Source organism: Ruminococcus sp. RTP21484sp1_RTP21281st1_A8_RTP21281_210402, from assembly GCF_040914025.1.
GTDB lineage: Bacteria > Bacillota > Clostridia > Lachnospirales > Lachnospiraceae > Blautia_A > Blautia_A faecis.
The window spans coordinates 106,640-132,437 of the sequence record NZ_JBCPGE010000005.1 but is presented as its reverse complement, the minus strand read 5'-3'; the positions used below and the strand labels follow the sequence as shown (position 1 = coordinate 132,437).

The following is a 25,798-nucleotide window of genomic DNA, read 5'->3' as shown; positions in this document are numbered from 1 at the left end:
TGCTCTTTGTAGCCTTTAAGCATACGGTTAATGTGACGTACAGTACAACCGAGAGTAAGGGCAGCTCTCTGCTTGTTAGGGGCTGGATGATCTGCCAATGATTTGATCACCTCATACTTCTTTTGTTCATCCATTGATAATTCTACCTTTCTGATAATCGTTACCTCCATCTGTTGATGGAAGCATTATACTACATTGGGACATTTTCCTTTGTGGTATATTAGGACATTATCATAAATGGTTCATACAACACACTAAATAGCAAAAAAGTGGATTGACAAAGCCAAAAAAATGATATATTATATACCATATTTTTGAATAAGAATTTGTTTTGACAAAGGCGTCAAAGAGAAATGGATAGGTTAAGTGCCCCCTAATCCTCCTCTTTGACGCCTTTTTTACATATTAGAACACATTAAAAGCAATTGGAGGAGGAAATCGAAAGATGGCAGTAAAATACGTTTTTGTCACTGGCGGTGTTGTGTCAGGACTGGGAAAGGGAATCACAGCAGCTTCACTTGGGCGACTTTTAAAGGCAAGAGGTTTTCAGGTCACAATGCAGAAATTTGACCCTTACATCAACATTGATCCCGGAACCATGAACCCTATTCAGCATGGAGAAGTCTTCGTAACAGACGATGGAACTGAGACCGACCTGGATCTTGGTCATTATGAACGATTCATTGATGAAAGCCTGGATAAAAATTCCAATGTAACTACCGGAAAAATTTATTGGTCCGTTTTACAAAAAGAACGTCATGGAGACTTTGGAGGAGGAACCGTACAGGTAATCCCTCATATTACAAATGAAATCAAAAGCCGCTTCTATCGCGCAAAATCCCCGGATGAAAACAGGATTGCCATTATCGAAGTCGGCGGAACGGTAGGAGATATTGAAAGCCAGCCATTTCTGGAATCCATCAGACAGTTTCAGCATGATGTGGGACATGAAAATGCAATCCTTATTCATGTAACCTTGATTCCATACCTGAAAGCTTCAGGAGAAATGAAAACAAAACCAACCCAGGCCAGTGTCAAGGAGCTTCAGGCAATGGGAATCCAGCCGGATGTTCTGGTATGCAGAAGTGAATATCCGCTGACCGACGATCTGAGAGCCAAAATTGCCCTGTTCTGTAACGTGCCGGTAAGCCATGTACTTCAGAATCTGGATGTAGAGTATCTGTATGAAGCCCCACTTGCGATGGAACGTGAAAAACTGGCAGATGTGGTCATGCAGTCATTGGGACTTGAAAAAAGAAAACCAGACCTTACGGACTGGGAGGCTATGGTAGAAAATCTCCGCCATCCGGATAAAACTGTAAACATTGCTATGGTAGGAAAATATACCCAGCTTCATGATGCATACCTCAGTGTGGTGGAAGCTCTGAAACATGGCGGAATCGCATGCAAGGCGAAAGTAGAGATTACCTGGATTGATTCCGAAGAGTTAAACGAGAAGAACCTGGATCAGAGGCTTTACCAGGTAGATGGAATCCTGGTTCCAGGTGGTTTCGGCGGAAGAGGAACAGAAGGAATGATCCTGGCTGCCCAGTATGCCCGCGTGCATAAGATCCCATACCTTGGAATCTGTCTTGGAATGCAGATGGCAATCGTAGAATTTGCCCGTCATGTACTTGGTTATGAAGATGCAAACAGCATTGAACTTGCACCAGAAACCACCAATCCGGTAATCGCCCTTATGCCAGACCAGGAAGATGTGGAAGATCTTGGAGGAACCCTGCGCCTTGGAAGTTATCCATGTGTGCTTGCAGATGGTTCTTTATCTCTGGAACTTTTCGGACAGAAAGAAATTCAGGAACGTCACAGACATCGTTATGAAGTTAACAATGCATATCGCAAAGAACTGGCAGAAAAAGGCATGACCATAGCAGGAACTTCTCCTGATGGTCACATTGTGGAAATGATCGAGATTCCGGCAAACCCATTCTTTGTAGGAACCCAGGGACATCCGGAGTTCAAATCAAGACCGAACCATGCTCACCCGCTGTTCCGTGGATTTATCCAGGCAGCTGTAGATAAAGTAAACAAAGAGGAAACTCTTAATCAACAATAGAAAGGATGAGGAAAATGAAAGAAGTGATAAAGGAAAGGCAGGGACTTTACCGTCAGGAATTTGAACATGATAACTGCGGTATCGGTGCAGTTGTCAATATCAAAGGCAAAAAATCCCATGATACAGTTGCCAACGCATTGCGGATTGTAGAGAATCTGGATCATCGTGCCGGAAAAGATGCAGAAGGCAAAACAGGTGATGGCGTTGGTATCCTCCTTCAGATTTCCCATAAATTTTTTAAGAAAGCATGTAAAAAAGAGGGAATCGAAATCGGCCAGGAAAGAGAATATGGTATTGGCCAGTTCTTTTTCCCACAGCATGAGATCAAACGTGCCCAGGCAAAAAAAATGTTTGAGATCATTGTGGAAAAAGAGGGACTGGAGTTCCTTGGCTGGAGAGAAGTTCCGGTAGTTCCGGAGGTTCTTGGACATAAGGCAAGAGAGTGCATGCCATGCATTATGCAGGCATTTATCAAAAAGCCGGATGATCTGGAAAAAGGCATCGCATTTGACCGTAAACTGTATATTGCCCGCCGTGAGTTTGAACAGAGTAATGATAACACTTACGTATGTTCTATGAGTAGCCGTACGATTGTTTATAAAGGTATGTTCCTGGTTGGACAGCTTCGTACATTTTTCTCTGATCTTCAAAGCCCTGATTATGAATCTGCGATTGCATTGGTACATTCCCGTTTCAGTACCAACACAAATCCAAGCTGGGAGAGAGCACATCCAAACCGTCTGATCGTGCACAATGGTGAGATCAACACCATCCGGGGAAACGCAGATAAGATGCTGGCAAGAGAGGAAAATATGGAGTCCCCATACTTAGAAGGGGAAATGCAGAAAATCCTTCCGGTAGTCAACCGAAATGGTTCCGATTCTGCAATGCTCGATAATACGCTGGAATTCCTTACCATGAGTGGCATGGATCTTCCTCTTGCAGTGATGATCACTATTCCGGAGCCATGGGCAAATAACGATACCATTTCCCAGGAAAAACGTGACTTCTATCAGTATTATGCCACTATGATGGAGCCATGGGATGGACCTGCATCTATTCTTTTCTCAGATGGAGATGTGATGGGTGCAGTGCTTGACCGTAACGGTCTTCGTCCGTCCAGATATTACGTGACATCCGATGGCTGCATGATCCTTTCTTCTGAGGTTGGAGTATTGCCGGTACCGGAAGAGAAGATCATATTAAAAGAGCGTCTTCATCCTGGAAAAATGCTTCTGGTAGATACGGTTCAGGGCAAGATCATCGATGATAACGAATTAAAAGAGATGTATGCAAAGAAACAGCCATACGGCGAATGGCTGGACAGCAATCTGGTACATTTAAAAGATATTAAGATTCCAAACGAAAGAATGGAAGAATATACAGAGGAACAGCGTTCCCGTCTTCAGAAGGCTTTCGGATACACTTATGAGCAGTATCGTACTTCTATCCGAAACATGGCGTTAAACGGTGCTGAGAGCATTGGCGCAATGGGTGTGGATACACCGTTGGCAGTATTTTCCAAACAGAACAGACCGCTTTTTGACTACTTCAAACAGCTTTTTGCACAGGTAACCAATCCGCCGATTGATGCGATCCGTGAGGAGATTGTCACCAGCACAAGCGTTTATGTTGGAAAAGACGGAAACCTTCTGGAGCAGATTCCGGAGAACTGCAAGGTATTAAAGATTAACAATCCGATCCTTACCAATACAGATATGCTGAAAATTAAGGAAATGCATCACGAAGGCTTTAAGGTGGCTGTTGTCTCCACTCTTTATTACAAGAGCACAAAGCTTGAGCGTGCTATTGACCGTCTGTTTGTAGAAGTTGATAAAGCATACAGGGATGGTGCCAACATTCTGGTGCTTTCCGACAGAGGCGTGGATGAAAACCATATGCCGATTCCGTCTCTGCTGGCTGTTTCTGCAGTACATCAGCACCTTGTAAAGACGAAAAAGAGTACTTCTCTTGCTATTATCCTGGAATCCGGCGAGCCGAGAGAGGTTCATCATTTTGCTACTCTTCTGGGCTATGGCGCAAGTGCAGTCAACCCATATCTGGCATTGGAGACAATCCATGAGCTGATCGATACCCATATGCTGGACAAGGACTATTATGCAGCTGTAGACGATTATAATCATGCAGTTATCAGCGGTATTGTTAAGATCGCTTCCAAGATGGGTATTTCTACAATCCAGTCTTATCAGGGATCTCAGATTTTCGAGGCAATTGGTGTATCTCAGGATGTTATCGATAAATATTTCACAGGTACTGTAAGCCGTGTTGGAGGCATTACACTGGAAGATATTGAGGAGAATGTAGAAAAGCTTCATTCAGAAGCATTTGACCCGTTAGGACTTACCACAGACCTTACTCTGGATAGTGTGGGTGCCCACAAAATGAGAAGCCAGGGAGAAGAGCACCGTTACAATCCGGCAACCATTCATCTCCTTCAGCAGTCTACAAGAACAGGCAGCTATGAGATGTTCAAACAGTATACAGATCTTGTGGATAAGGAAAATCACGGCAATCTTCGTGCGCTTATGGACTTTAAGTATGCAGAAAATCCTATCCCTCTTGAAGAGGTGGAGAGTGTTGATGAAATCGTAAAGCATTTTAAGACTGGTGCCATGTCCTATGGTTCCATTTCTCAGGAAGCACATGAGACACTTGCTATTGCAATGAACCATCTTCATGGAAAATCAAATACCGGTGAGGGCGGTGAAAGCAATGAAAGACTGGATTCAGCAGGAACAAAAGATGACAGATGTTCTGCGATCAAACAGGTAGCCAGTGGTCGTTTCGGTGTTACCAGCCGTTATCTGGTATCTGCAAGAGAAATCCAGATCAAAATGGCACAGGGCGCAAAACCTGGTGAAGGTGGACATCTTCCGGCGAAGAAGGTTTATCCATGGGTTGCGAAAACCCGTCACTCCACACCTGGTGTTTCTCTGATCTCCCCGCCGCCGCATCACGATATCTATTCCATCGAGGACCTGGCAGAGCTGATTTATGACCTGAAAAATGCAAATAAATATGCAGATATTTCTGTAAAGCTGGTTTCTGAGGCTGGCGTTGGTACGGTTGCAGCCGGAGTTGCAAAGGCTGGTGCACAGGTAATCCTGATTTCCGGATATGATGGAGGTACTGGTGCAGCACCCAGAAGCTCCATTCACAATGCAGGACTTCCATGGGAGCTTGGGCTTGCTGAAACCCATCAGACACTGCTTATGAACGGACTTCGTAATCGTGTCCGCATTGAGACAGACGGTAAACTGATGAGCGGTCGTGATGTTGCAATTGCAGCACTTCTTGGTGCAGAGGAATTCGGTTTTGCTACAGCACCTCTTGTAACTATGGGCTGTGTAATGATGAGAGTCTGCAATCTGGACACCTGCCCGGTTGGTGTAGCTACCCAGAATCCGGAGCTGAGAAAGAGATTCAAAGGCAAACCGGAATATGTTGAGAACTTTATGAAATTTATTGCCCAGGAGCTTCGTGAATATATGGCAAAACTGGGTGTGAGAAGCCTGAAAGAGATGGTAGGACGCACAGATCTTCTGGTTGCTACAGATGCAGTTGATGAGCCACACAAAGGTAAAGTAGACCTTAGTGCAATCTTGAACAATCCATATGCAAAAGTTGGCAGCGAGGTAACCTTTGATCCGAAAGCAGAGTACAATTTCCAGCTGGAGAAGACTCTGGATGAGAAAGTTCTTGTGAAGAAATGCAGTCGCGCAATTCATGGCGGTGAGAAGACCAGATTTTCGGTAGAAGTAAAGAACACAGACCGTGCATTTGGAACAATCCTTGGTGCGGAGATTACCAGAAATAATAAAAACGGACTGCCGGAAGACACGGTAGAGATTGATTGTACAGGAGCCGGAGGACAGAGCTTTGGTGCCTTTATCCCGAAGGGTCTTACTCTGAAGCTTACCGGCGACTGCAACGACTACTTTGGAAAGGGTCTTTCCGGTGGCAAGCTGATCCTGAAGACTCCGGAAAATGCCGGTTACAAAGCAGAAGATAACATTATTGTCGGCAACGTTGCTCTTTATGGTGCAACTAGTGGAACTGCCTTTATTAACGGTATGGCAGGTGAGCGTTTTGCAGTTCGTAACTCTGGTGCCAATGCAGTTGTGGAAGGTGTGGGAGAGCACGGCTGTGAGTACATGACCGGTGGTCGTGTAGTAGTTCTTGGAAGAACCGGCAAAAACTTTGCAGCAGGTATGAGCGGCGGTATCGCTTATGTTCTGGATGTGGAAAATGTTCTTTATAAGAACTTAAATAAAGCGATGATTTCTATTGAAAAAGTAGACAATAAATATGACAAAAAAGAACTGAAAAATCTGATCGAAGCACATGTAGCTGCAACGGGATCGGAGCTTGGACAGAAGGTTCTGGATCAGTTTGACATGTATCTGCCTCACTTCAAAAAACTCATTCCAAATGAGTACAAGAAGATGATCACATTAAGTGCAAAGCTTGAGGAAAAAGGTCTGAACAGTGAGCAGGCGCAGATGGAAGCATTCTACGAAAGCATAGGAGTTAAGCATTAAGGAGGCAGAAGATCGTGGGAAAACCGACTGGATTTTTAGAATATAACAGAGAGACGGCAAAGGTTCTGCCGCCAAAAGTAAGAATTGCCAATTTCAAGGAGTTCCGTACTCCTCTTAATAAAGAGAAACAAAAACTTCAGGGAGCACGCTGCATGGCTTGCGGCGTTCCCTTCTGCCAGTCAGGTATGATGATCGGCGGCATGGCTTCCGGATGTCCGCTTCACAACCTGGTGCCAGAGACAAATGATCTGGTATTTACCGGAAACTGGAAACAGGCGTTTCTTCGTCTGAACAAGACACACAGCTTCCCGGAATTTACCTCCCGTGTGTGCCCTGCACTTTGCGAGGCAGCCTGTACCTGCAACTTAAATGGAGAGCCTGTTTCCACTAAGGAAAATGAACGTGCCATCATTGAGACTGCATATGCAGAAGGCTGGGTTGTTCCGCAGCCTCCGAAGGTTCGTACAGGAAAGACCATAGCAGTTATCGGAAGCGGTCCTTCCGGACTTGCAGCAGCACAGCAGTTAAACAGAAGAGGTCACAATGTAACTGTATTCGAAAGAAGTGACCGGATCGGCGGACTTCTTCGTTACGGCATTCCAAATATGAAGCTGGAGAAATCTGTGATCGACAGAAGACTGAAGCTGATGGAAGCTGAGGGTGTGAAATTTGTGACAAATACAAATGTTGGAGTGGATATTACAGCAGAGGAACTTTTGAAGAAATATGACCGTGTAATCCTTTGTTGCGGAGCTTCCAATCCCCGTGATATTAAAGTGCCGGGAAGAGATGCAAAGGGAATTTATTTTGCAGTAGACTTCTTGAAAAAAGTCACCAAAACTCTTCTGGACAGCGATTTTACCAAAGCTCCTTATGAAGAGGCAAGAGGCAAACATGTGCTGGTAATTGGCGGTGGTGATACCGGAAATGACTGTGTGGGTACTTCCGTACGTCTCGGCGCCAAATCTGTAACACAGCTGGAAATGATGCCAATGCCGCCAACAGAGCGTGCTGCTTCCAATCCATGGCCGGAATGGCCAAAGGTCTTAAAAACAGACTATGGCCAGGAAGAAGCAATTGCAGTGTTTGGACATGACCCCCGGGTTTACCAGACAACCGTTACTGAATTTATCAAAGATAAAAACGGAAATGTCTGCCAGGCCCGGATCGTAAAGCTGAAAAGCGAGAAAGATGCCAAAACAGGCCGTATGATGATGGTTCCGGTAGAGGGGACGGAAGAAGTGATCCCTGCAGACCTGGTACTGATCGCAGCTGGTTTCCTTGGAAGCCAGAAATATGTGACTGATGCATTTAAGGTTGCAACAACTGCAAGAACTAACGTAGAGACAAAACCGGAAGCTTATGAGACCAGCGTACCGCGGGTTTTCACAGCAGGAGATATGCACAGAGGCCAGTCTCTGGTAGTATGGGCAATCCGTGAAGGAAGAGAAGCCGCAAAGGCAGTGGATGAATCCCTGATGGGATATTCTTATCTGTAAATTGGCAAAAAAATGCTTTGTGGAATAATACCTGCTGAATCGCTGTCGGGAAAATAAAAAAGAGAGTATATAAAAAGTATGGTCGGGGGCAAACTAAATTTGCTCCCGATTTTCCGTTCTGATACAAAAGATTTATTTTGTACATCATTTTATACAACGCTGATATGGTAAAGTGGTAAAAAATAAGTTGACAAAGCATGACCTCATTGCTATAATTACCTCCATGAACAAGGGCGTTCTTCAGAAGGGTATCTTTTTGAAGTGCGCCTTTTTTGTTTAAATAAGTCATGCGTAATGGATGGATGAGGGCATGAGAGTGAAAGAAGGAGAGAACACCATGGGGAATTACACCAGAGAAGAAGTGTTACAGATGGCAGAAGACGAGGATGTAGAATTCATTCGTCTTCAGTTTACCGATATGTTCGGTACTTTGAAAAATATTGCGATTACAGCTCGGGAGCTCCCCCGGGCACTGGATAATGAATATGTAGTAGACAGCTCCTACATTGCCGGAATAGCAGGGGAGAAAGAGCCGGATATGTATTTACATCCGGACTATAATACTTTCACCATTCTTCCGTGGCGTCCGCAGCAGGGAAAGGTAGCCAGACTGCTCTGTGATATCTACCGCTCAGATGGAACGCCGCTTGAGAAAAGCCCGAGATATATTCTGAAACAGGTGGTAGAGATGGCTGCTAAGGAAGGCTATGTTTGTGAAGTGGATCCGGAATGTGAGTTTTTCTTATTTCACACAGATGATAACGGAGTTCCCACTACACTGACTCATGAAAAAGCCGGATATCTGGATATCAGCCCGCTGGATCTGGGAGAAAATGCAAGACGTGATATGGTTCTGAATCTGGAAGATATGGGATATGAAATTGAATCTTCCCATCATGAAACCGCTCCGGCACAGCATGAGATTGATTTTAAATTTTCCGGTGCAAATGAAATGGCTGACTGTGTGATGACTTTCAAAATGGCAGTCCGCACCATTGCAAAACGGCATGGACTTCATGCAACCTTTATGCCAAAGCCGAGAGCTGAGGTGAATGGTTCCGGTATGCACATTCATTTTGCATTGTATAAAGATGGAAAAAATATATTTGCTGATCCTGATGATGTAAATGGTCTCAGCGAGGATGCTTATCATTTTATCGGTGGTCTTCTTGCACATAGTGAAGAGATGGCCGCCATTACCAATCCGCTTGTGAATTCCTACAAGAGACTTGTACCTGGCTATGATGCTCCTACAGAACTGACCTGGACAAAGAATAATCAGAACTCTCTGATCCGTATTTCCAATTTAAGATCAGACAGCCTGGCAATCGAGCTTCGAAGCCCGGATGCATCTGCAAATCCTTACCTTGTGTTTGCTGTTTGTATTGCAGCCGGTCTGGATGGAATTCAGCAGAAATTATATCCTACCAAGGCATCGGATCGTTCTTTTTCCGAATCTGACCAGAAAGCTATGAATATTGGAAATCTTCCGCTGAACCTGGATGATGCCCTTACACATTTCGAGAATAGCACCTGGATCCAGAGTGTACTTGGTAAAAAGTTCTGTGAGGAATATGCAGCTGCCAAGAAGGAAGAATGGCTGAATTATATGAGACAGGTAAGCGAGTGGGAAATCAGCCAGTATTTATACAAGATTTAAGAGAAGAGAGTAGCATGGTATGAACAGCAGCATTGTAATTGCATTACCGAAAATCGATGACGCAAAGAAAATACGTACCATATTGAACCGGCACGGTTTTTCTGTAGCTGCGGTATGTTCAACTGCTTCAACAGCACTTGCCAGCATGAGTGAGTTGGACGGAGGTATTCTGATCTGTGGTTATAAGCTGACGGACCGGTATTACCGGGATGTGCTGGAAGATATTCCTTCATATTTTGAAATGCTGTTGCTGGCATCTGGAAGAGTGATTGCGGAAGCGCCTACATCCGTCCTTACTGTGGAAATGCCAATGAAAGTCAGCGACCTGGTAAACACGGTGGATATGATGTTGTCCCAGATCGAGCGGCGGCTAAAAAAAGAGAAGAAGAAACCGAAAACGCGTTCCTGGAAAGAGCAGAATTACATTTCCAACGCAAAGTTTCTTCTTATGGAGCGAAACCATTTAAGCGAAGAAGATGCATACCGGTACATTCAGAAATGCAGTATGGATTCCGGGACAAATATGGTAGAGACAGCTCAGATGGTTCTGATGCTGTTATATGATGAGGTATAGTCTAAGGCAGAATTCTAATCCTGTTGTATAGGATTTTTCAGAAATTCTGGCTGGGGTTTTTATAAGATATATTTTTATGATTTTAGGAAATGGAGGATGAGGAAATGGAGTTTTTGGATGGAAGCTGGAAAAAAGAAGTGAGCAGCTGGGATGCACTGATGGGAGAAGAACTTCTGAATCAGGAAGCCATCCTGGAGGGCGCCATTCACAGTATCCGCAACATGGGAGATGTTGCATTTGTAATTATCAGAAGAAGAGAGGGTCTGTTTCAGACCGTTTTAGTAAATGAGGATGTTGATTTTTCCATTCATGATCTGAAAGAAGGCATGACAGTAAGAGTAAAAGGTGTTGTAAATAAAGAAGAGAGAGCGCCTCATGGCAGAGAGCTTCACATTCGTGAAATTCAGGTGCTGTCTTCTCCGGCTGAACCTTTTCCTCTTGCAATCGATAAATGGAAGCTGAATACTTCTCTGGAAGCCAAATTAAATTACCGTTCCCTTTCCCTCCGCAATATTCAGGAGCGCGCAAGATTTAAAATCCAGGAAGCTTTGACAAGGGCTTTTCGTGATTATCTCTATGAAAATGGATTTACGGAAATCCATACGCCGAAGATCGGAGCCAGAGGTGCTGAGGGAGGCGCGAACCTGTTTAAACTCAGCTATTTCCATAAACCGGCTGTTCTGGCTCAGAGCCCACAGTTTTACAAACAGATGATGGTGGGAGTTTTTGACAGAGTATTTGAGACCGGACCTGTTTTCCGTGCTGAGAAACATAACACCAAAAGACATTTAAATGAATATACGAGTCTTGATTTTGAGATGGGCTATATTGATAGCTTTGAAGAGATCATGGCTATGGAGACTGGCTTTTTGCAGTATGCAATGAAGCTTTTAAAAGAGGATTATGCAAAAGAACTGGAGATCCTGAAGGTTGAGCTTCCAGATGCTTCCAGGATTCCGGCAGTTCGTTTTGATGTGGCAAAAGAGCTGGTTGCGAAGAAATACAACCGTCAGATCCGTAATCCATTTGATCTGGAGCCAGAGGAGGAAGCCCTCATCGGTCAGTATTTTAAAGAAGAATATAATGCAGATTTTGTTTTTGTTACCCATTATCCATCTAAGAAGCGTCCGTTCTACGCAATGGATGATCCAGAGGATACCAGATTTACGTTAAGCTTTGACCTGCTTTTCCACGGCCTTGAGATCACAACAGGAGGACAGAGAATTCACGATTACAATGCCCTTCTGAAAAAGATAGAGGACAGAGGTATGGAGACAGAAGGAATGGAACAGTATCTGGATACATTTAAATACGGTATGCCTCCTCATGGTGGTCTTGGAATCGGTCTGGAACGTCTTACCATGCAGCTTCTCGGGGAGGAAAATGTCCGTGAGGCATGCCTGTTCCCAAGAGACCTGAACAGACTGGAGCCATAAAAAAGCTGGATATCCAGAAAAGATTTTGGTATGGATCCAGAGTGGAGCGTAATAATTTCTGTGCAGGAGGATGAGAAAATGGCAAAACAGATTGACGATGAAACCATGGAAAATGTCTGCATTCTTGCAAAACTTTCCCTTACAGAAGAAGAGAAGGAAAAGGCAAAAAAAGATATGCAGGAAATGCTTGATTATGTAGATAAGCTGGATGAACTGGATACATCCAGTGTTGAACCAATGTCCCATATTTTTGGCGACCAGAATGTATTTCGTGAGGATGAAGTTACAAATGGTGACAACAGCGAGGCAATGCTTGCAAATGCGCCAAAAGCCAAAGAAGGACAGTATCAGGTTCCAAAGACCATAGGATAGGAGACATTCACATGGAATTAGAAAAATTAACAGCCTTACAGCTGGCTGATAAGATTAAAAAACATGAGGTCAGTGTTCTGGACGGCGTCAAGGATGTCTTTTCTAAAATAGAGGAAAAAGATAACAGAATCCACGCATATCTGGACACTTATAAAAAAGAAGCGTATGCAAGAGCAAAAGAGGTGGAAAAAGGCATTGAGGATGGAACTTATACCAGTCCTCTTGCCGGTGTTCCCATTGCTATCAAAGATAACATTTGTGTACAGGGAAAACCTACTACCTGTGCGTCAAAAATTCTGGAAGGATTTGTTCCCCAGTATCAGGCAGAGGTGATCAGCCGGCTTGAAAAAGCAGGAATGATCATTATCGGAAAAACAAATATGGATGAGTTTGCCATGGGAAGTACGACGGAAACTTCTGCCTATGGCATTACCAGAAATCCATGGAATACAGAGCATGTTCCAGGCGGCTCCTCAGGCGGCTCCTGTGCAGCTGTAGCAGCAGGAGAGGCTTATCTGGCACTGGGCTCTGATACAGGAGGTTCCATCCGTCAGCCAAGCTCTTATTGCGGTGTGACAGGAATGAAGCCTACTTATGGTACGGTTTCCCGTTATGGGCTGGTTGCATATGCCTCTTCTCTGGATCAGATCGGACCGATTGGAAAAGATGTGGCAGATTGCGCAGCACTTCTGGAAGTGATCGCTGGCCATGATCCGAAAGACAGTACTTCCATTGACCGAAAAGACCTGGATTTTTCCAGTGAGATGACAGATAAGATTACAGGAATGAAATTTGGTGTTCCGAAGGAATATCTGTCAGAGGGAATTTCGCCAGAGGTAAAAGATGCCTTTATGGAAACCCTGAAAGTGCTGACCCAGATGGGAGCAATTGTAGAATTTTTCTCTGTCAAAACTATGGAATATATGATTCCGGCATACTATATTATTGCCAGCGCAGAAGCAAGCTCCAACCTGGAGCGCTTTGATGGCGTAAAATATGGCTATCGTGCAAAAGAATATGACGGTCTTCATGATATGTATAAACGTACTAGAACGGAGGGCTTTGGAGAAGAAGTAAAACGTCGTATCATGCTTGGTTCCTTTGTTTTAAGCTCTGGTTATTACGATGCTTATTATCTGAAAGCCCTGCGCACCAAAGCACTTATTAAAAAAGAGTTTGATCAGGCTTTTGGAAAATATGACGTGCTTCTTGCCCCGGCAGCTCCTTATACAGCGCCGAAGATCGGAGAAAGCTTAAAAGACCCTATGGCAATGTACCTTGGGGATATTTATACAGTTGCCGTAAATCTTTGCGGACTTCCAGGAATTACAGTTCCCTGCGGAAAAGACAGTGCCGGACTTCCAATCGGAATCCAGATGATCGGAGACTGTTTTATGGAAAGGAAGATCCTTCGTGCTGCCCATGCCTATGAAAGCGTAAGAGGAGATTTTGGAACACCAGAGGAAGGAGGTAAGAGAGCATGAAACAGTATGAGACTATTATCGGACTTGAGGTTCATGTAGAACTTGCCACCAGAACAAAGATTTTCTGCGGCTGCTCCACAGCATTTGGAGGGGCACCCAATACCCACACCTGTCCGGTGTGTACTGGTATGCCAGGTTCTCTTCCGGTATTAAACAAAAAGGTAGTAGAATTTGCCCTGCGCGCAGGACTTGCCACAAACTGCAGCATCAATCAGTATTGCAAATTTGACCGTAAGAACTATTTTTATCCGGATAATCCGCAGAATTATCAGATTTCCCAGCTGTATCTGCCAATCTGCCATGATGGATTTGTGGAGATCGAGACAGAAGCTGGCAAGAAAAAAGTCCGGATCCATGAGATGCATATGGAGGAGGACGCAGGTAAGCTGATCCATGATGAGTGGGAGGACTGCTCTTTGGTAGATTATAACCGAAGCGGTGTTCCTCTGATTGAGATCGTTTCTGAGCCGGATATGAGAAGTGCAGATGAGGTTATCGCTTATCTGGAAAAGCTTCGTTGTACCATGCAGTATCTGGGTGTTTCCGATTGTAAGCTTCAGGAGGGTTCCATGCGTGCTGATGTGAACCTTTCTGTGAGAGTGGCAGGAAGTGATACACTTGGAACCAGAACAGAGATGAAGAACCTGAACTCTTTTAAGGCCATTGCACATGCTATTGAGGGTGAAAGAGAGCGTCAGATCGAGCTTCTGGAGATGGGTAAAAGTGTCATCCAGGAGACCAGAAGATGGGATGACAATAAAGAGTCTTCTCATGCGATGCGTTCTAAGGAGGATGCAAAGGATTACCGCTATTTCCCGGATCCGGATCTTCCGCCGATCCATATTTCTGATGAGTGGATCGCAAAAATCAGAAGTGAGATGCCAGAGTTCCGGGAGGAGAAGGCTGCCCGTTATCAGAGTGAGTTTGGTCTTCCGGAGTATGATTCCCAGATTCTTACAGAGTCCAGACATCTGGCTGCTTTGTTTGAAGATGTGGCTACGCTGAGCGGCAATCCGAAAAAGGCGGCAAACTGGTTTATGGTGGAAGTGCTTCGTCTTATGAAGGAAAAAGGCATTGAGGCTGAGAAGTTAAGATTTACACCGCAGCATCTTGCAGATCTTCTCACAATGGTCGATAAGAAGGAGGTAAGCCCACAGAACGCCAAGAAGGTATTTGAAAAGGTATTTGATGAGGATGTTGATCCGGTAGCTTATGTGGAAGAGCATGGTTTAAAGATCGTGGAGGATACCGGGCTTCTTAGCAGCACCATCAGCAGGATTCTGGATGAAAATCCTGGACCGCTGTCTGAGCTTCTTGGAGGTAAAGAGAAGGTTATGGGCTTTTTTGTCGGTCAGATCATGAAGGAAATGAAGGGCAAGGCAAACCCGGCAAGCGTGAGAGAGGCGCTGCTGGCTGAGGTTGAGAAGAGAAAGTAGATTTACAGGAGGATAATCAGATGGTTACCGTTAATCATAATTATTTAAAACTGCCAGGAAGCTATCTTTTTTCTACAATTGGAAAAAAAGTGCGTGCCTATAAAGAAGAGAATCCGGATAAAGAGGTGATCAGCCTTGGTATTGGTGATGTGACACAGCCGCTGGTTCCGGCTATTATTGATGCTCTTCACGGGGCAGTCGAGGAGATGGCTCACGCAGAGACTTTTCACGGTTATGCGCCAGATCTTGGGTATGAATTTCTGAGAAGGGCAATCGCAAAGAACGATTACCAGGACAGAGGATGCAATATTGCAGCAGATGAGATTTTTGTTTCTGATGGTGCGAAAAGTGATTCTGGTAATATTCAGGAGATTTTTGGAACAGATAATAAGGTTGCTGTGTGTGACCCGGTTTATCCGGTTTATGTGGATACCAATGTTATGGCGGGCCGTACCGGAGAGTATAATACGGTTCGTGAAAATTTTGACGGTGTGATCTATATGCCATGCCGCAAGGAGAATGGATTTTTGCCGGAATTTCCATCAGAAGTGCCGGATCTGATCTATCTTTGCTTTCCAAATAATCCGACCGGTTCTGCTATTACAAAGGATGAATTGCAGAAATGGGTGGATTATGCCAACAAAAATGGCTGTGTGATTATTTATGATGCAGCTTATGAGGCTTATATCTCTGAGGAAAATGTACCGCACAGTATTTATGAGTGCGAGGGTGCGAGAACATGCGCGATTGAACTTCGAAGCTTTTCTAAGAATGCCGGATTTACTGGTGTTCGTCTTGGATTTACGGTTATTCCGAAGGAACTGGTACGAGATGGGGTATCACTTCACAGTCTGTGGGCAAGACGTCACGGCACCAAGTTTAACGGTGCTCCTTATATTGTACAGAAGGCAGGAGAGGCTGTCTATTCTGAGGCAGGTAAGGCTCAGCTGAAGGATCAGGTTGGCTATTATATGAGAAATGCAAAGCTGATCCATGATGAGCTGACAAAAGCTGGCTTCTCTGTTTCCGGTGGTGTGAACGCGCCTTATATCTGGCTGGAAACACCGGATAAAATGACTTCCTGGGAGTTTTTTGATTATCTCCTTAAAAATGCAAATGTGGTTGGTACGCCAGGTTCTGGTTTTGGTTCTCATGGAGAGGGCTATTTCCGTCTGACTGCGTTTGGAACTTATGAGAATACTCTGAAAGCCATTGACAGGATCAAGAGTTTGTAATTATAATTGAAGAAAGCTGAAAAACAGGGCGCATCTCTGGCGAAAGCTGGGGATGTGCCCTTTTACGAAGGAGGAGTCTGGATATGAAGATCAATCGTATTGAGCATATGTGTGAGGGGAATGGACATGTGATTATCAAGGAGCTGCTGGATGAGCAGCAGTTAAATGGGAAGTGTGGGCTTTATGCAGAGGTGACTCTGGAACCGGGATGTTCTCTTGGTTTTCATATGCATTATGGGGAGAGTGAGACCTATTATATTCTGACCGGGGAAGGGGAATATAATGACAATGGGACTTCCTGGAGACATGTGAAAGCAGGCGATATTACCTTTACACCAGATGGAAGAGGTCATGGACTGGCGAATACGGGGAATACGGATATGGTGTTTATGGCGTTGATTATTAAAGATTGAGAGTGTTGCTATGCTCGCAAATCTGCCGAAAATCCCCAAGCCCCACAAGCAGTACCCGCTGCCACCTCCCCTGTGTATCGGTTGGAACTGGTTCAAATGTGGTATGACTTATCACTTTGGCGAGCGGGGCTCGCAAAACGATTGCGGGGGTGTGGCAAAGGGAAAAGTATAGAAAAATATTTAGGAGTTTAGAAATGAATCATACAGCAGAGAAATTACTTACATTTATCAAAGAGAGCCCTACTGCATTTCAGGCAGTGGAGATGATGAAAACAAGATTTACGGAGAATGGATTTACAGAGTTAAAGGAAGATGAGCACTGGGAGATAAAAAACGGTGGGAAGTATTTTGTGATCCGGAATCATTCGGCAATCATTGCATTTACCGTGCCGGAGGTTTCCAGCGACGTGTTCCATATTATTGCAAGCCACAGTGATTCCCCGTCTTTGAAGATCAAGGAGAATCCAGAGATGGTGGAAAATGGGTATGTGAAGCTGAATGTGGAACTTTATGGTGGTGCGCTTCTGGCTCCCTGGTTTGACCGCCCCCTTTCTGTGGCTGGACGTCTGATCGTGAAGGAGGATGAACAGATTTGTGAGAAGCTTGTGACTGTGGACAAGGATATGTTGATGATCCCGAATCTGGCTATCCATATGAATCGTGAGGCGAACAGCGGTTATAAGTATAATGTGCAGAAGGATATGCTTCCTCTTTATGGCCTGGAGAGCGCTAAGGGATCTTTCTTTAAAACTGTGGCAGAGGCAGCAGGGGTGAAAGAAGAGGACATTCTGGGACATGATCTGTTCCTTTATAACCGCATGCCTGGTACGGTTTGGGGCAGTGAGGAGGAATTTGTCTCTGCGCCAAGACTGGATGATCTGCAGTGCGCTTTTTCCTCTATGGAAGGACTGATTGCTGGAAAAAATGAGAAGAGCATCTGTGTACATATGGTAATGGATAATGAAGAGGTGGGAAGCGGCACCAGGCAGGGGGCTGCATCTACTTTCCTTCGGGATACCCTCCTTCGCATTAATCTGGGGCTTGGAAGAAGCTACGAGGATTATCTGATCTCTCTGGCAAAGAGCTTTATGATCTCTGCGGATAATGCACATGCGATTCATCCGAACTACCTTGAGAAGGCGGATCCGGTGAACCGACCGCATATTAATGCCGGAATTGCGGTGAAGTATAATGCGAACCAGAAGTACTGCACAGATGGTATTTCGGCAGCGATGTTTAAGGAACTCTGTAAAGAGGCAGGGGTATCCTGTCAGGTTTACGTGAATCGTTCGGACGTAGCCGGCGGCTCCACTCTGGGAAATATTTCCAATACGCAGGTGGCTTTAAATACAGTAGATATTGGACTGCCGCAGCTGGCTATGCATTCTCCTTATGAGACTGCCGGTGTGAAAGATACCTGCGACTTTGTAAAGCTTGCGGGGGTATTTTATGCCTGATAACATTTTCAAGGGAAGTTATGAAGGTGCTTCTTCTACAGGAAGTGGACAGCAGATTCACAAAAAAGCAGTGTTTTTTGATGCTGATGGTACGATCTGTGATATTGAAAAGGGGACACCGGCCAGTGCTGTAGAGGCGATTACAAAACTGGTGAAGAATGGCCATCAGGCATGGCTGTGTACAGGAAGAAGCAGGGCGTTTGTGCCTGATTATCTGGAACAGATCCCTTTTACGGGAATGATCAGTGCCTGTGGATGTACAATTGAGAAAGATGGCAAAAGGCTTTTTAACAAGGAAATGACCACGGAGGCAGCATGGCATTCGGTGGAGGTCCTTCGGAAATATGGCATGATTCCGGTGATGGAGGGTGCTGATTGGATGTACTACGATAAGGATGAGTATAATACAGATATTAACTGGTATGCTGATCTGATCACAAAGGCTCTGGGGGCTAAGTGGCGTCCTGTTAAGGGGTATGCACACGACCTTCATATTAATAAGATCAGTTCTAAGATCGTGCCGGGAAGTGATCCTGAGAAGGCCTGTGCGGAGCTTGAGGACTATTATGAGTTTATTGGCCATGTAGGGGAAGGTCTTGCCGGGGATACCATTGAGATGATCCCGAAAGGCTTTTCCAAGGCTGTTGGCATTGCGGCTGTATGCAGGATTTTTGATATTGCACATGAGGATACCATTGTATTTGGTGACAGCAATAATGACCTGTCTATGTTCGAATATGCAAAGACGAAGGTGGCAATGGGAAATGCGGCGCCTGGAATCAAGAAGCTGGCTGATTACGTGACAACGGATATTTTTCATTATGGAATTAAAAACGGGTTGGAGCACCTGGGATTGATTTAGCTGTTACTTTAGATCATTTCAGACAATTCGCGTACTTCGAGATAAGGGTAAAGGATAAAATATGGCAGAGCGATTAAATTACCAATGTAAATTTGAAAAATACAAAGAAGAGCTGATCAGATTGCGGCGTCATTTCCACAGGCATCCGGAGCTGGGGCTTCAGGAGTTTGAGACATCTGCTTTTATACAGGAGTATCTGGGAAAATTAGGCTATCGGTTTCGGATTGTGGAGCCTACGGGGATCATTGCGGAGCATCCCTGTCAGGATGAGGCAGCTTTTGCCGGCAAAAAGAAAGTTGTGCTTCGCGCAGAGATGGATGCACTTCCTATACAGGAACAAACTGGACTGTCTTACGCATCGGAAAATGCCGGAGTCATGCATGCCTGTGGTCATGATGGCATCGTGGCTTCGGCGTTGGTGCTGGCGAGGATTCTGGCGGAAGAGGGAGAGGTTTTTCCAGTGCGGATGCGGTTTCTTTTTGAACCTGCTGAAGAAATCGGTGAAGGTGCCAAGCGAATGCTGGCAGCAGGTGCCCTTGATGGAGAACCGGATATTTTTCTCATGTTTCATTACGCAGTGGATCAGTCTTTTGGAATGGCAGTGCATGAGGGACAGGCTTCGGCTATGATCAATGGCATGGAAATCCGTGTTCATGGAAAATCCAGCCACTGGTGTGAGGCTCATAAAGGAATTGACAGTATTTATGCGGCTTCTCTGGTGGTAAAAGCCCTTCATGATCTTAATGAAGCGTATAAAGGAAAAGGTCCCTGCCTGATCGGAATCGGAACCATTCATGGTGGAGAATACTCTAATATTATTACAGATCTTGTGACTCTGCGGGGAAATATCCGGGCTGCTTATGAAGAAGATTACCAGGCGCTGGATAAGCGGCTGAAGGAAACCCTGAATGAAATAGAAGCAAAGACGGGAACAAGGATCGAGTTGGAATATCCAAAGCCTGCAGTTCTGCCTTTTGCAAATGATCCGGAGCTTACCAGGATTGCGGAAACTGCAGGAAGGAAGATATTTGGAGAGCAGTTTCTTCTGGAAGGCGAGGAGCAGCTGTTTTTGTCCGGAGACAATGCCTATCGGTATTTTTTACATACAAAGGGCTTGTTCAGTGTATTTCTGGCAGGAATTCCTGATAAGGGTTATCCGCTGCATCATCCGAAATTTCAGATTGATGAGGATATTTTGCCATATAGCCTGGAGGCGTTGTATGAGATACTGTCTGGCATTGACAGGGATATGTAGCAGAATCCATTAAATCAATCCTAAACTTTTGCAAATGAACAGCCAGATAGTGAGAGTAAAAGCACTGAATAATGTAGTGAGCATAATGACACTGGAGGAAAAGGACCCTTCGTGCCCCATGTTTTTTGCCATAATATAACAGCTTACTGTGGTAGCAGAACCAAGCATGATCAGAATGGCAACCAGCTTGTCATGGGTAAATCCAAGTCTGACAGCAACTGGAAGAAAAATGGTGCAAAAGCCGATCAGCTTCATAAAAGTGCAGGCGATAGTTGCTTTTAATCTGGAAAAAGCTTTTCCAAAATGAAGGGCACCACCCATGGCCATCAGTCCAAGAGGTGTGGCTGTTTTTCCGAGGTTATTGACAGTACTGGAAAGGATTGTTGGAAGAGGCAGACGAAGGACAGACCAGATAAGACCTGCCAGGATTCCAAGAATAATAGGGTTGCTGGCAATTCCTTTTAAGGTTTTTAGGAGCATCTGTTTGTTCATTCCCTGATTGTCAGGCTTCATAAAAGAGAGAACCATGACTGCCATTACATTATAGAGAGGAACGCTTGCTATGATCATAAGAGGTGCCATACCGGCATCTCCATAAAGGTTCTGGATGATAGCAATGCCGAGGATTGCCGCGCTGCTGCGGTAAGAGGCCTGGACAAATTCTCCCTGTATGTCCCTTGGATTCAGCAGGAAGGAAAGACCGATAGAAATGGCAATGCTGCAAAACGTAGCGCCAAAACAAAAGAGAACAAACTTTGTATCCCAAACTTTAATAAAATCTGATTCAGCCACATTCATAAACAAAAGTGCGGGTAAGGCTGCCTTGAATACAAATTTGTTCATCTGTGCAACAAAGGAATCATCATAAAGATTAATTTTTCGAAGAAAATAACCCAGCATGAGGGTCAAAAAAATAGGAATGGTTGCATTGAGGCAAAAAATCAGATTATCCATAAATAATTCACCTTTCTAAGTTTGTCGACATGTTGCTGTTCACTTCGTTCACAAAAAACACCTCGCGGAATGTTACCTGTGAACAGCAACCCCGACATATCTTTTTTGATTATAAACTTTTTCCAATAATTGTCAAATTTTGTTTTCTGTGGTATCGTAAGAATGAAAGGCAACGAATGGAGGAGAAATATGAGATACGGTAAGATTCGCGTAGAAGATGGAAATCTGATCTTTTTCAGACATATGATACAGAATAATCTTCCTTGCAGAGATATTGTCTGGGCGTATATCCATCGGGAAGGCGAAAACGCAGAAGAAGCAGTGAAGCAGATGATCTCTAATTATCTGGTGATCATTACCAGGAGAAAGAAGCGATATCAGTTTGAGATGACGGAGCATGAGGCACAGGACTGCCTGCGGATTCTGAAACTTTTCAATCCGGAAATGGCTACCGGATTTCCCAAGGGCGGACGGATTACGATGCAGAGTCTTTCCAATACAAGAGATCTTGGGGCAATCGCCACAAAGGATGGGCGTCATATCCTTCCCAGGAAGCTTATTCGAAGCGGAAATCTTTATCATGCTTCCATGGCTGATCAGCATGTTTTGCAGGAGGACTGCAAGCTGAAGACTGTGATCGATCTCAGAGACCAGCTGGAACGAAATGAAAGACCGGACATTGTGGTGAAGGGTGTGGAATATTATCACATCCCCATGATCGATGAAGAGACTATCAGCGATTCTCCGAAAAGTGTTTTGGGAATACTGCAGACAAATGATATGTTGAAAAAGGTTCTGGAGTATGATGGCGATATAGAGAGTCTGATCGAGCAGCAGTATGAGAATTTTGTAAAGGATCAGTATTCAGTGAAACAATGTGCCAGATTTATGGATGTATTGCTGCATCACGAAAATGGTGCTGCTCTCTGGCACTGCAGCTTCGGAAAAGACAGAGTGGGGGTAGTGACAGCCCTTCTTCTTTGTGCTCTTGGAGTTCACAGAGATGTGATCCGGGAGGATTTTATACGTTCCAATGTGTGCCTGGCAGGAGAACTGGATTATATGCTGCGTTACCTTGAGGCAAACAGACTGGACAGTATTGCAAATGTAAATAAAGTATCAGCGCTTTTCAAGGTAAAAGAGGAATATCTGGACAGAATGTTTCGTACGATTTATGCGGAATATGGAAATGTGGAGCGTTTTTTGAGAAGAGGACTTTATCTGAACCAAAAGACAGTGACAGACCTGCAGAGTAAATATCTGATATAAAATATTTACGTAAAATATAGATACTTCATACTGTGTAAATATGTTAATAGTGAAATGAAAGTGTGTTATATGAATAAAAATGCTTTAATGCTATAAAACATTAAAACTTTTTTGAAGTGTAGCATTGACAAAATAAATTATGTTGTTATAATGATAACCATATCAATCTGAAGCACGAAAGCAGGATTATATTTATGCAAAATAAGATTTTATCTTTACTAGTTGACAACACGTCAGGTGTACTCAGCCGGATTGCCGGAATGTTCAGCCGTCGTGGTTATAATATTGACAGTATCACTGCCGGAGTTACAGCGGATGTGAATTATACTCGCATTACAGTAGTGTGCAGCGGAGATGACGCAATTCTTGATCAGATTGTGAAACAGCTTGCGAAGCTTGTTGATGTAAGGGATATCAAAGTCCTGGATCCATCTGACAGCGTAGTTCGTGAGACTGTTCTTGTGAAGGTTGCAGCCGCACCGGAGCAGAGACAGGGAATTGTTTCCATTGCGGATATTTTCCGTGCCAAGGTTGTAGATGTGAGCAAGGATTCTCTCATTGTAGAGATGACAGGCAGCAAGACCAAGCTGGAGGCATTTATTAATCTTATGGGAGATTACGAGATTCTGGAACTGGCACGTGCCGGTGTTATGGGTCTTGAGAGAGGCTCTCATGGGGTGAAATTTTTGTAATTGCGGAAGCGCTGATCAGGCAGATGCCGCAGGAGGCAATCCGCCACAGGCGGAGAATTCTGAAGGCAGGATTATTTATTTGGTTTGCTAAGGGGCGTATTTCTGGAATGAATAATCATACACAGGATATGCATATATATTCCCTTAACGATATATATTTTTAAGTTTTAACACAGTAGGAGGAAACGAAAATGTCAGCAAGAATTTTTTACCAGGAAGATTGTAATCTCTCTTTATTAGATGGAAAAACAATCGCAATTATCGGTTACGGCAGCCAGGGACATGCTCACGCACTGAACCTGAAGGAGTCCGGATGTGACGTCATTATCGGTCTTTATGAAGGCAGCAGATCCTGGAAGAGAGCTGAAGAGCAGGGATTTAAAGTATATACAGCAGCTGAGGCTGCAAAGAAGGCTGATATCATCATGATTCTGATCAATGATGAGAAACAGGCTGATATGTATAAGAAAGATATCGAGCCAAACCTTGAGGAAGGCAATATGCTTATGTTTGCTCATGGTTTCAACATTCATTTCGGATGTATTGTTCCGCCAAAGAATGTAGATGTTACCATGATTGCTCCAAAAGCACCAGGACATACAGTAAGAAGCGAGTATCAGGCTGGCAAAGGAACTCCTTGTCTGGTAGCTGTTGAGCAGGATTACACAGGAAAAGCACTTGACAAAGCACTTGCATACGGACTTGCTATTGGTGGTGCAAGAGCAGGACTTCTTGAGACTACATTCCGTACAGAGACAGAGACAGACCTTTTTGGAGAGCAGGCAGTACTTTGCGGTGGTGTTTGTGCACTTATGCAGGCTGGTTTCGAGACTCTTTGCGAGGCTGGTTATGACCCAAGAAATGCATACTTCGAGTGTATCCACGAAATGAAGCTGATCGTAGACCTGATTTATCAGTCAGGCTTCGCTGGAATGAGATATTCCATCTCCAACACAGCTGAGTACGGTGACTACATCACAGGACCGAAGATCATTACAGAAGATACAAAGAAAGCAATGAAGAAAATCCTTTCCGATATCCAGGATGGTACTTTCGCAAAAGACTTCCTGCTTGATATGAGCCCAGCTGGACGTCAGGTTCATTTCAAAGCTATGAGAAAGAAAGCTTCTGAGCATCCATCTGAGAAAGTTGGCGAAGAAATCCGTAAACTCTACAGCTGGAACGGCGAAGATAAGCTTATTAATAACTAAGCAAAAAAAATCCGGGGAAACCCGGATTTTTTTTGCGCTACTTCGGTGTAGCGAAGCGGAGCCGAAGGGACCCGTAAAAATCCGGGGAAACCCGGATTTTTTTGCGCTACTTCGGTGTAGCGAAGCGGAATTTCTCTAGATTTCTGCCAGTTGTGTCAGAAGCTTCTGATTTTCGCTCCCTTTCTTGCATACAAATCCGATTTCCCTTGATGGGAAAGTCAGCCCCAGAGGCGCTTCCACAAGTATTTCTTTATCAAGATCATTTTGCACAAATTCTTTGATCACACAGGCAATTCCCAAGCCCACCTGTGCAAACTGGATTAAAAGATCCATGGAACTGACTTCCAGAATGTGACCAAGCTGCATCTGGTGCTCATGAAGCATGGTATTGACGGACTGTCTGGTTATATTCTGTTCGTCAAGAAGCATGAAAGTAGCAGTGTGCTGAAGGGGTTCTGATGGAAAAAGCTGGTGCTGATTCTCCAGGTATTGGTGTGTAGCGACAAAGGTATCCTGGATCTGCAACAGGGGCGAAAATTCGTATCCGGATAGCTTCTGCGGTCGTCCGATCAGGCCGATGTCTATTTTGTCTTCTTCAAGAAGTTTCAGGGTCTGGTAGGTGGACTGGCAGGAGATTGTAATACGGATTTGCGGATTGGCAGCTATGAAATCTTTCAGCCTGGGCATAAGTACATATTTGCATAAAGTGGTGCTGGCACCGATGCGCAGCCTGGGAATCTCTCTGGAACGATTGTGAAGAATGGAATCCTCTCCTTCGGAAAGAAGGTCGAAGGCTCCTTTTACTTTTTCATATAGAATCTGACCGTCAGGAGTGAGTGTTACGCCTCGGGAACTGCGCTTGAAAAGAGTGGTGTCCAGATTGCTTTCCAGCTTCTTAATGGCGCGGCTGATGGCAGGCTGGCTGATGTACAGCTCCTTAGCAGCAGTTGAGATATTGCCAGTGCGGCTGACTGTGTAAAATATATGATAAAGAGACAGATTTTCCTGCATAAATTCCTCCTGAATATATAACAATATTGCTTACCCTTGTCCATGACAACATATCTTACAATGTACAAAAATCACGCATTCGAATGATTTTTCGCCAAGTTTCTCAGGTTTTTGTGAACTACGCTCAAAATAATACCTTACAGAATAGCACCAGTAAACAGTGAAATATAACTACAAATTATAATAACTATGATTAATATGTATTTTTATTATAACAGAAAGTGTGCTAAAATATCAACATACAATGAATCAGGAGGAATACTAAAATGGGAATGACAATGACTCAGAAGATCCTGGCAGCGCATGCAGGTCTGGATCATGTAGAAGCAGGACAGCTTATAG

General features: G+C 44.3%; 19 protein-coding genes. 17 read left to right on the top strand and 2 right to left on the bottom strand.

All coding sequences use genetic code 11. The features are described 5' to 3' along the window. Window positions 1-445 precede the first annotated feature (445 nt). The 14 genes from AB5170_RS03840 (at window position 446) to AB5170_RS03775 (ending at window position 20,319) form a co-directional block, all read left to right on the top strand. On the top strand, window positions 446-2,074 hold the full coding sequence (locus AB5170_RS03840; RefSeq protein ID WP_118578480.1) for a CTP synthase: 1,629 nt from the start codon (window positions 446-448) through the stop codon (window positions 2,072-2,074). 14 nt (window positions 2,075-2,088) lie between these two features. Next, the gene (gene gltB, locus AB5170_RS03835; RefSeq protein WP_173715500.1) at window positions 2,089-6,636 is read left to right on the top strand and encodes a glutamate synthase large subunit; all 4,548 of its coding nucleotides are present in this window, start codon (window positions 2,089-2,091) and stop codon (window positions 6,634-6,636) included. Window positions 6,637-6,650: 14 nt separating this feature from the next. After that, window positions 6,651-8,135 carry a glutamate synthase subunit beta gene (locus AB5170_RS03830; protein ID WP_173715501.1) on the top strand — a complete coding sequence of 495 codons (1,485 nt, stop codon included), beginning with the start codon at window positions 6,651-6,653 and terminating at the stop codon, window positions 8,133-8,135. 337 nt (window positions 8,136-8,472) lie between these two features. Then, window positions 8,473-9,795: a type I glutamate--ammonia ligase gene (glnA, locus tag AB5170_RS03825; RefSeq protein ID WP_148462972.1), complete on the top strand. Its 1,323-nt coding sequence runs from the start codon at window positions 8,473-8,475 to the stop codon at window positions 9,793-9,795. A gap of 19 nt (window positions 9,796-9,814) precedes the next feature. Continuing rightward, window positions 9,815-10,369, top strand: coding sequence for an ANTAR domain-containing response regulator (locus AB5170_RS03820; RefSeq protein WP_118578478.1), 555 nt, complete (start codon window positions 9,815-9,817; stop codon window positions 10,367-10,369). A 104-nt stretch (window positions 10,370-10,473) separates the two neighbouring features. Continuing rightward, window positions 10,474-11,805 carry an aspartate--tRNA(Asn) ligase gene (aspS, locus tag AB5170_RS03815; protein ID WP_173770852.1) on the top strand — a complete coding sequence of 444 codons (1,332 nt, stop codon included), beginning with the start codon at window positions 10,474-10,476 and terminating at the stop codon, window positions 11,803-11,805. Between the two features lie 78 nt (window positions 11,806-11,883). Further along, window positions 11,884-12,177: an Asp-tRNA(Asn)/Glu-tRNA(Gln) amidotransferase subunit GatC gene (gene gatC / locus AB5170_RS03810; RefSeq protein ID WP_118578476.1), complete on the top strand. Its 294-nt coding sequence runs from the start codon at window positions 11,884-11,886 to the stop codon at window positions 12,175-12,177. A gap of 11 nt (window positions 12,178-12,188) precedes the next feature. Next, complete coding sequence (gatA, locus tag AB5170_RS03805; RefSeq protein WP_118578475.1) at window positions 12,189-13,661, top strand: Asp-tRNA(Asn)/Glu-tRNA(Gln) amidotransferase subunit GatA; 1,473 nt, start codon at window positions 12,189-12,191, stop codon at window positions 13,659-13,661. Further along, window positions 13,658-15,097, top strand: a complete 1,440-nt coding sequence (gene gatB, locus AB5170_RS03800) for an Asp-tRNA(Asn)/Glu-tRNA(Gln) amidotransferase subunit GatB (RefSeq protein WP_173770056.1) — start codon at window positions 13,658-13,660, stop codon at window positions 15,095-15,097. Before gatA ends, gatB begins: the two co-directional genes overlap by 4 nt. A 20-nt stretch (window positions 15,098-15,117) precedes the next feature. Beyond that, window positions 15,118-16,332, top strand: a complete 1,215-nt coding sequence (locus AB5170_RS03795) for an LL-diaminopimelate aminotransferase (RefSeq protein WP_173770055.1) — start codon at window positions 15,118-15,120, stop codon at window positions 16,330-16,332. An 83-nt stretch (window positions 16,333-16,415) separates the two neighbouring features. After that, window positions 16,416-16,745 (top strand): cupin domain-containing protein, encoded by a 330-nt coding sequence (locus AB5170_RS03790; protein WP_173770054.1) that lies wholly within the window; start codon window positions 16,416-16,418, stop codon window positions 16,743-16,745. Window positions 16,746-16,939: 194 nt separating this feature from the next. Next, the gene (locus AB5170_RS03785; RefSeq protein ID WP_173770053.1) at window positions 16,940-18,202 is read left to right on the top strand and encodes a M18 family aminopeptidase; all 1,263 of its coding nucleotides are present in this window, start codon (window positions 16,940-16,942) and stop codon (window positions 18,200-18,202) included. Next, the gene (locus AB5170_RS03780) at window positions 18,195-19,064 is read left to right on the top strand and encodes an HAD-IIB family hydrolase (protein ID WP_368361682.1); all 870 of its coding nucleotides are present in this window, start codon (window positions 18,195-18,197) and stop codon (window positions 19,062-19,064) included. Before AB5170_RS03785 ends, AB5170_RS03780 begins: the two co-directional genes overlap by 8 nt. 61 nt (window positions 19,065-19,125) lie before the next feature. Further along, on the top strand, window positions 19,126-20,319 hold the full coding sequence (locus tag AB5170_RS03775; protein ID WP_173715509.1) for a M20 family metallopeptidase: 1,194 nt from the start codon (window positions 19,126-19,128) through the stop codon (window positions 20,317-20,319). 9 nt (window positions 20,320-20,328) lie between these two features. Here the strand turns inward: AB5170_RS03775 and AB5170_RS03770 are convergent, their stop codons facing one another. Next, window positions 20,329-21,273: an AEC family transporter gene (locus AB5170_RS03770; RefSeq protein ID WP_173715510.1), complete on the bottom strand. Its 945-nt coding sequence runs from the start codon at window positions 21,271-21,273 to the stop codon at window positions 20,329-20,331. Window positions 21,274-21,462: 189 nt separating this feature from the next. Here AB5170_RS03770 and AB5170_RS03765 point away from each other — a divergent pair, with 189 nt between their 5' ends. From AB5170_RS03765 to ilvC, 3 genes are all read left to right on the top strand, one after another. Then, entirely contained in the window at window positions 21,463-22,542 is a 1,080-nt protein-coding gene (locus AB5170_RS03765; RefSeq protein ID WP_368361683.1) for a tyrosine-protein phosphatase, read from the top strand. A gap of 194 nt (window positions 22,543-22,736) precedes the next feature. Continuing rightward, entirely contained in the window at window positions 22,737-23,234 is a 498-nt protein-coding gene (gene ilvN, locus AB5170_RS03760) for an acetolactate synthase small subunit (protein ID WP_118578468.1), read from the top strand. A 191-nt stretch (window positions 23,235-23,425) separates the two neighbouring features. Next, window positions 23,426-24,445: a ketol-acid reductoisomerase gene (ilvC, locus tag AB5170_RS03755; protein ID WP_118578467.1), complete on the top strand. Its 1,020-nt coding sequence runs from the start codon at window positions 23,426-23,428 to the stop codon at window positions 24,443-24,445. A gap of 135 nt (window positions 24,446-24,580) precedes the next feature. On the opposite strand, the gene AB5170_RS03750 is transcribed toward ilvC, so the two are convergent. Beyond that, window positions 24,581-25,456, bottom strand: a complete 876-nt coding sequence (locus AB5170_RS03750; protein WP_173715512.1) for a LysR family transcriptional regulator — start codon at window positions 25,454-25,456, stop codon at window positions 24,581-24,583. Between the last annotated feature and the right edge of the window lie 342 nt (window positions 25,457-25,798).

Bases quoted from the DNA above. Each gene is read 5' to 3' on its own strand.
- AB5170_RS03790 (WP_173770054.1), top strand. From the start codon at position 16,416: ATGAAGATCAATCGTATTGAGCATATGTGTGAGGGGAATGGACATGTG.
- gltB (WP_173715500.1), top strand. From the start codon at position 2,089: ATGAAAGAAGTGATAAAGGAAAGGCAGGGACTTTACCGTCAGGAATTT.
- AB5170_RS03780 (WP_368361682.1), top strand. From the start codon at position 18,195: ATGCCTGATAACATTTTCAAGGGAAGTTATGAAGGTGCTTCTTCTACA.
- ilvN (WP_118578468.1), top strand. From the start codon at position 22,737: ATGCAAAATAAGATTTTATCTTTACTAGTTGACAACACGTCAGGTGTA.
- ilvC (WP_118578467.1), top strand. From the start codon at position 23,426: ATGTCAGCAAGAATTTTTTACCAGGAAGATTGTAATCTCTCTTTATTA.
- AB5170_RS03840 (WP_118578480.1), top strand. From the start codon at position 446: ATGGCAGTAAAATACGTTTTTGTCACTGGCGGTGTTGTGTCAGGACTG.
- AB5170_RS03775 (WP_173715509.1), top strand. From the start codon at position 19,126: ATGGCAGAGCGATTAAATTACCAATGTAAATTTGAAAAATACAAAGAA.
- gatC (WP_118578476.1), top strand. From the start codon at position 11,884: ATGGCAAAACAGATTGACGATGAAACCATGGAAAATGTCTGCATTCTT.
- AB5170_RS03750 (WP_173715512.1), bottom strand. From the start codon at position 25,456: ATGCAGGAAAATCTGTCTCTTTATCATATATTTTACACAGTCAGCCGC.
- glnA (WP_148462972.1), top strand. From the start codon at position 8,473: ATGGGGAATTACACCAGAGAAGAAGTGTTACAGATGGCAGAAGACGAG.
- aspS (WP_173770852.1), top strand. From the start codon at position 10,474: ATGGAGTTTTTGGATGGAAGCTGGAAAAAAGAAGTGAGCAGCTGGGAT.
- AB5170_RS03765 (WP_368361683.1), top strand. From the start codon at position 21,463: ATGAGATACGGTAAGATTCGCGTAGAAGATGGAAATCTGATCTTTTTC.
- gatB (WP_173770056.1), top strand. From the start codon at position 13,658: ATGAAACAGTATGAGACTATTATCGGACTTGAGGTTCATGTAGAACTT.
- AB5170_RS03795 (WP_173770055.1), top strand. From the start codon at position 15,118: ATGGTTACCGTTAATCATAATTATTTAAAACTGCCAGGAAGCTATCTT.
- AB5170_RS03785 (WP_173770053.1), top strand. From the start codon at position 16,940: ATGAATCATACAGCAGAGAAATTACTTACATTTATCAAAGAGAGCCCT.
- AB5170_RS03770 (WP_173715510.1), bottom strand. From the start codon at position 21,273: ATGGATAATCTGATTTTTTGCCTCAATGCAACCATTCCTATTTTTTTG.
- AB5170_RS03820 (WP_118578478.1), top strand. From the start codon at position 9,815: ATGAACAGCAGCATTGTAATTGCATTACCGAAAATCGATGACGCAAAG.
- gatA (WP_118578475.1), top strand. From the start codon at position 12,189: ATGGAATTAGAAAAATTAACAGCCTTACAGCTGGCTGATAAGATTAAA.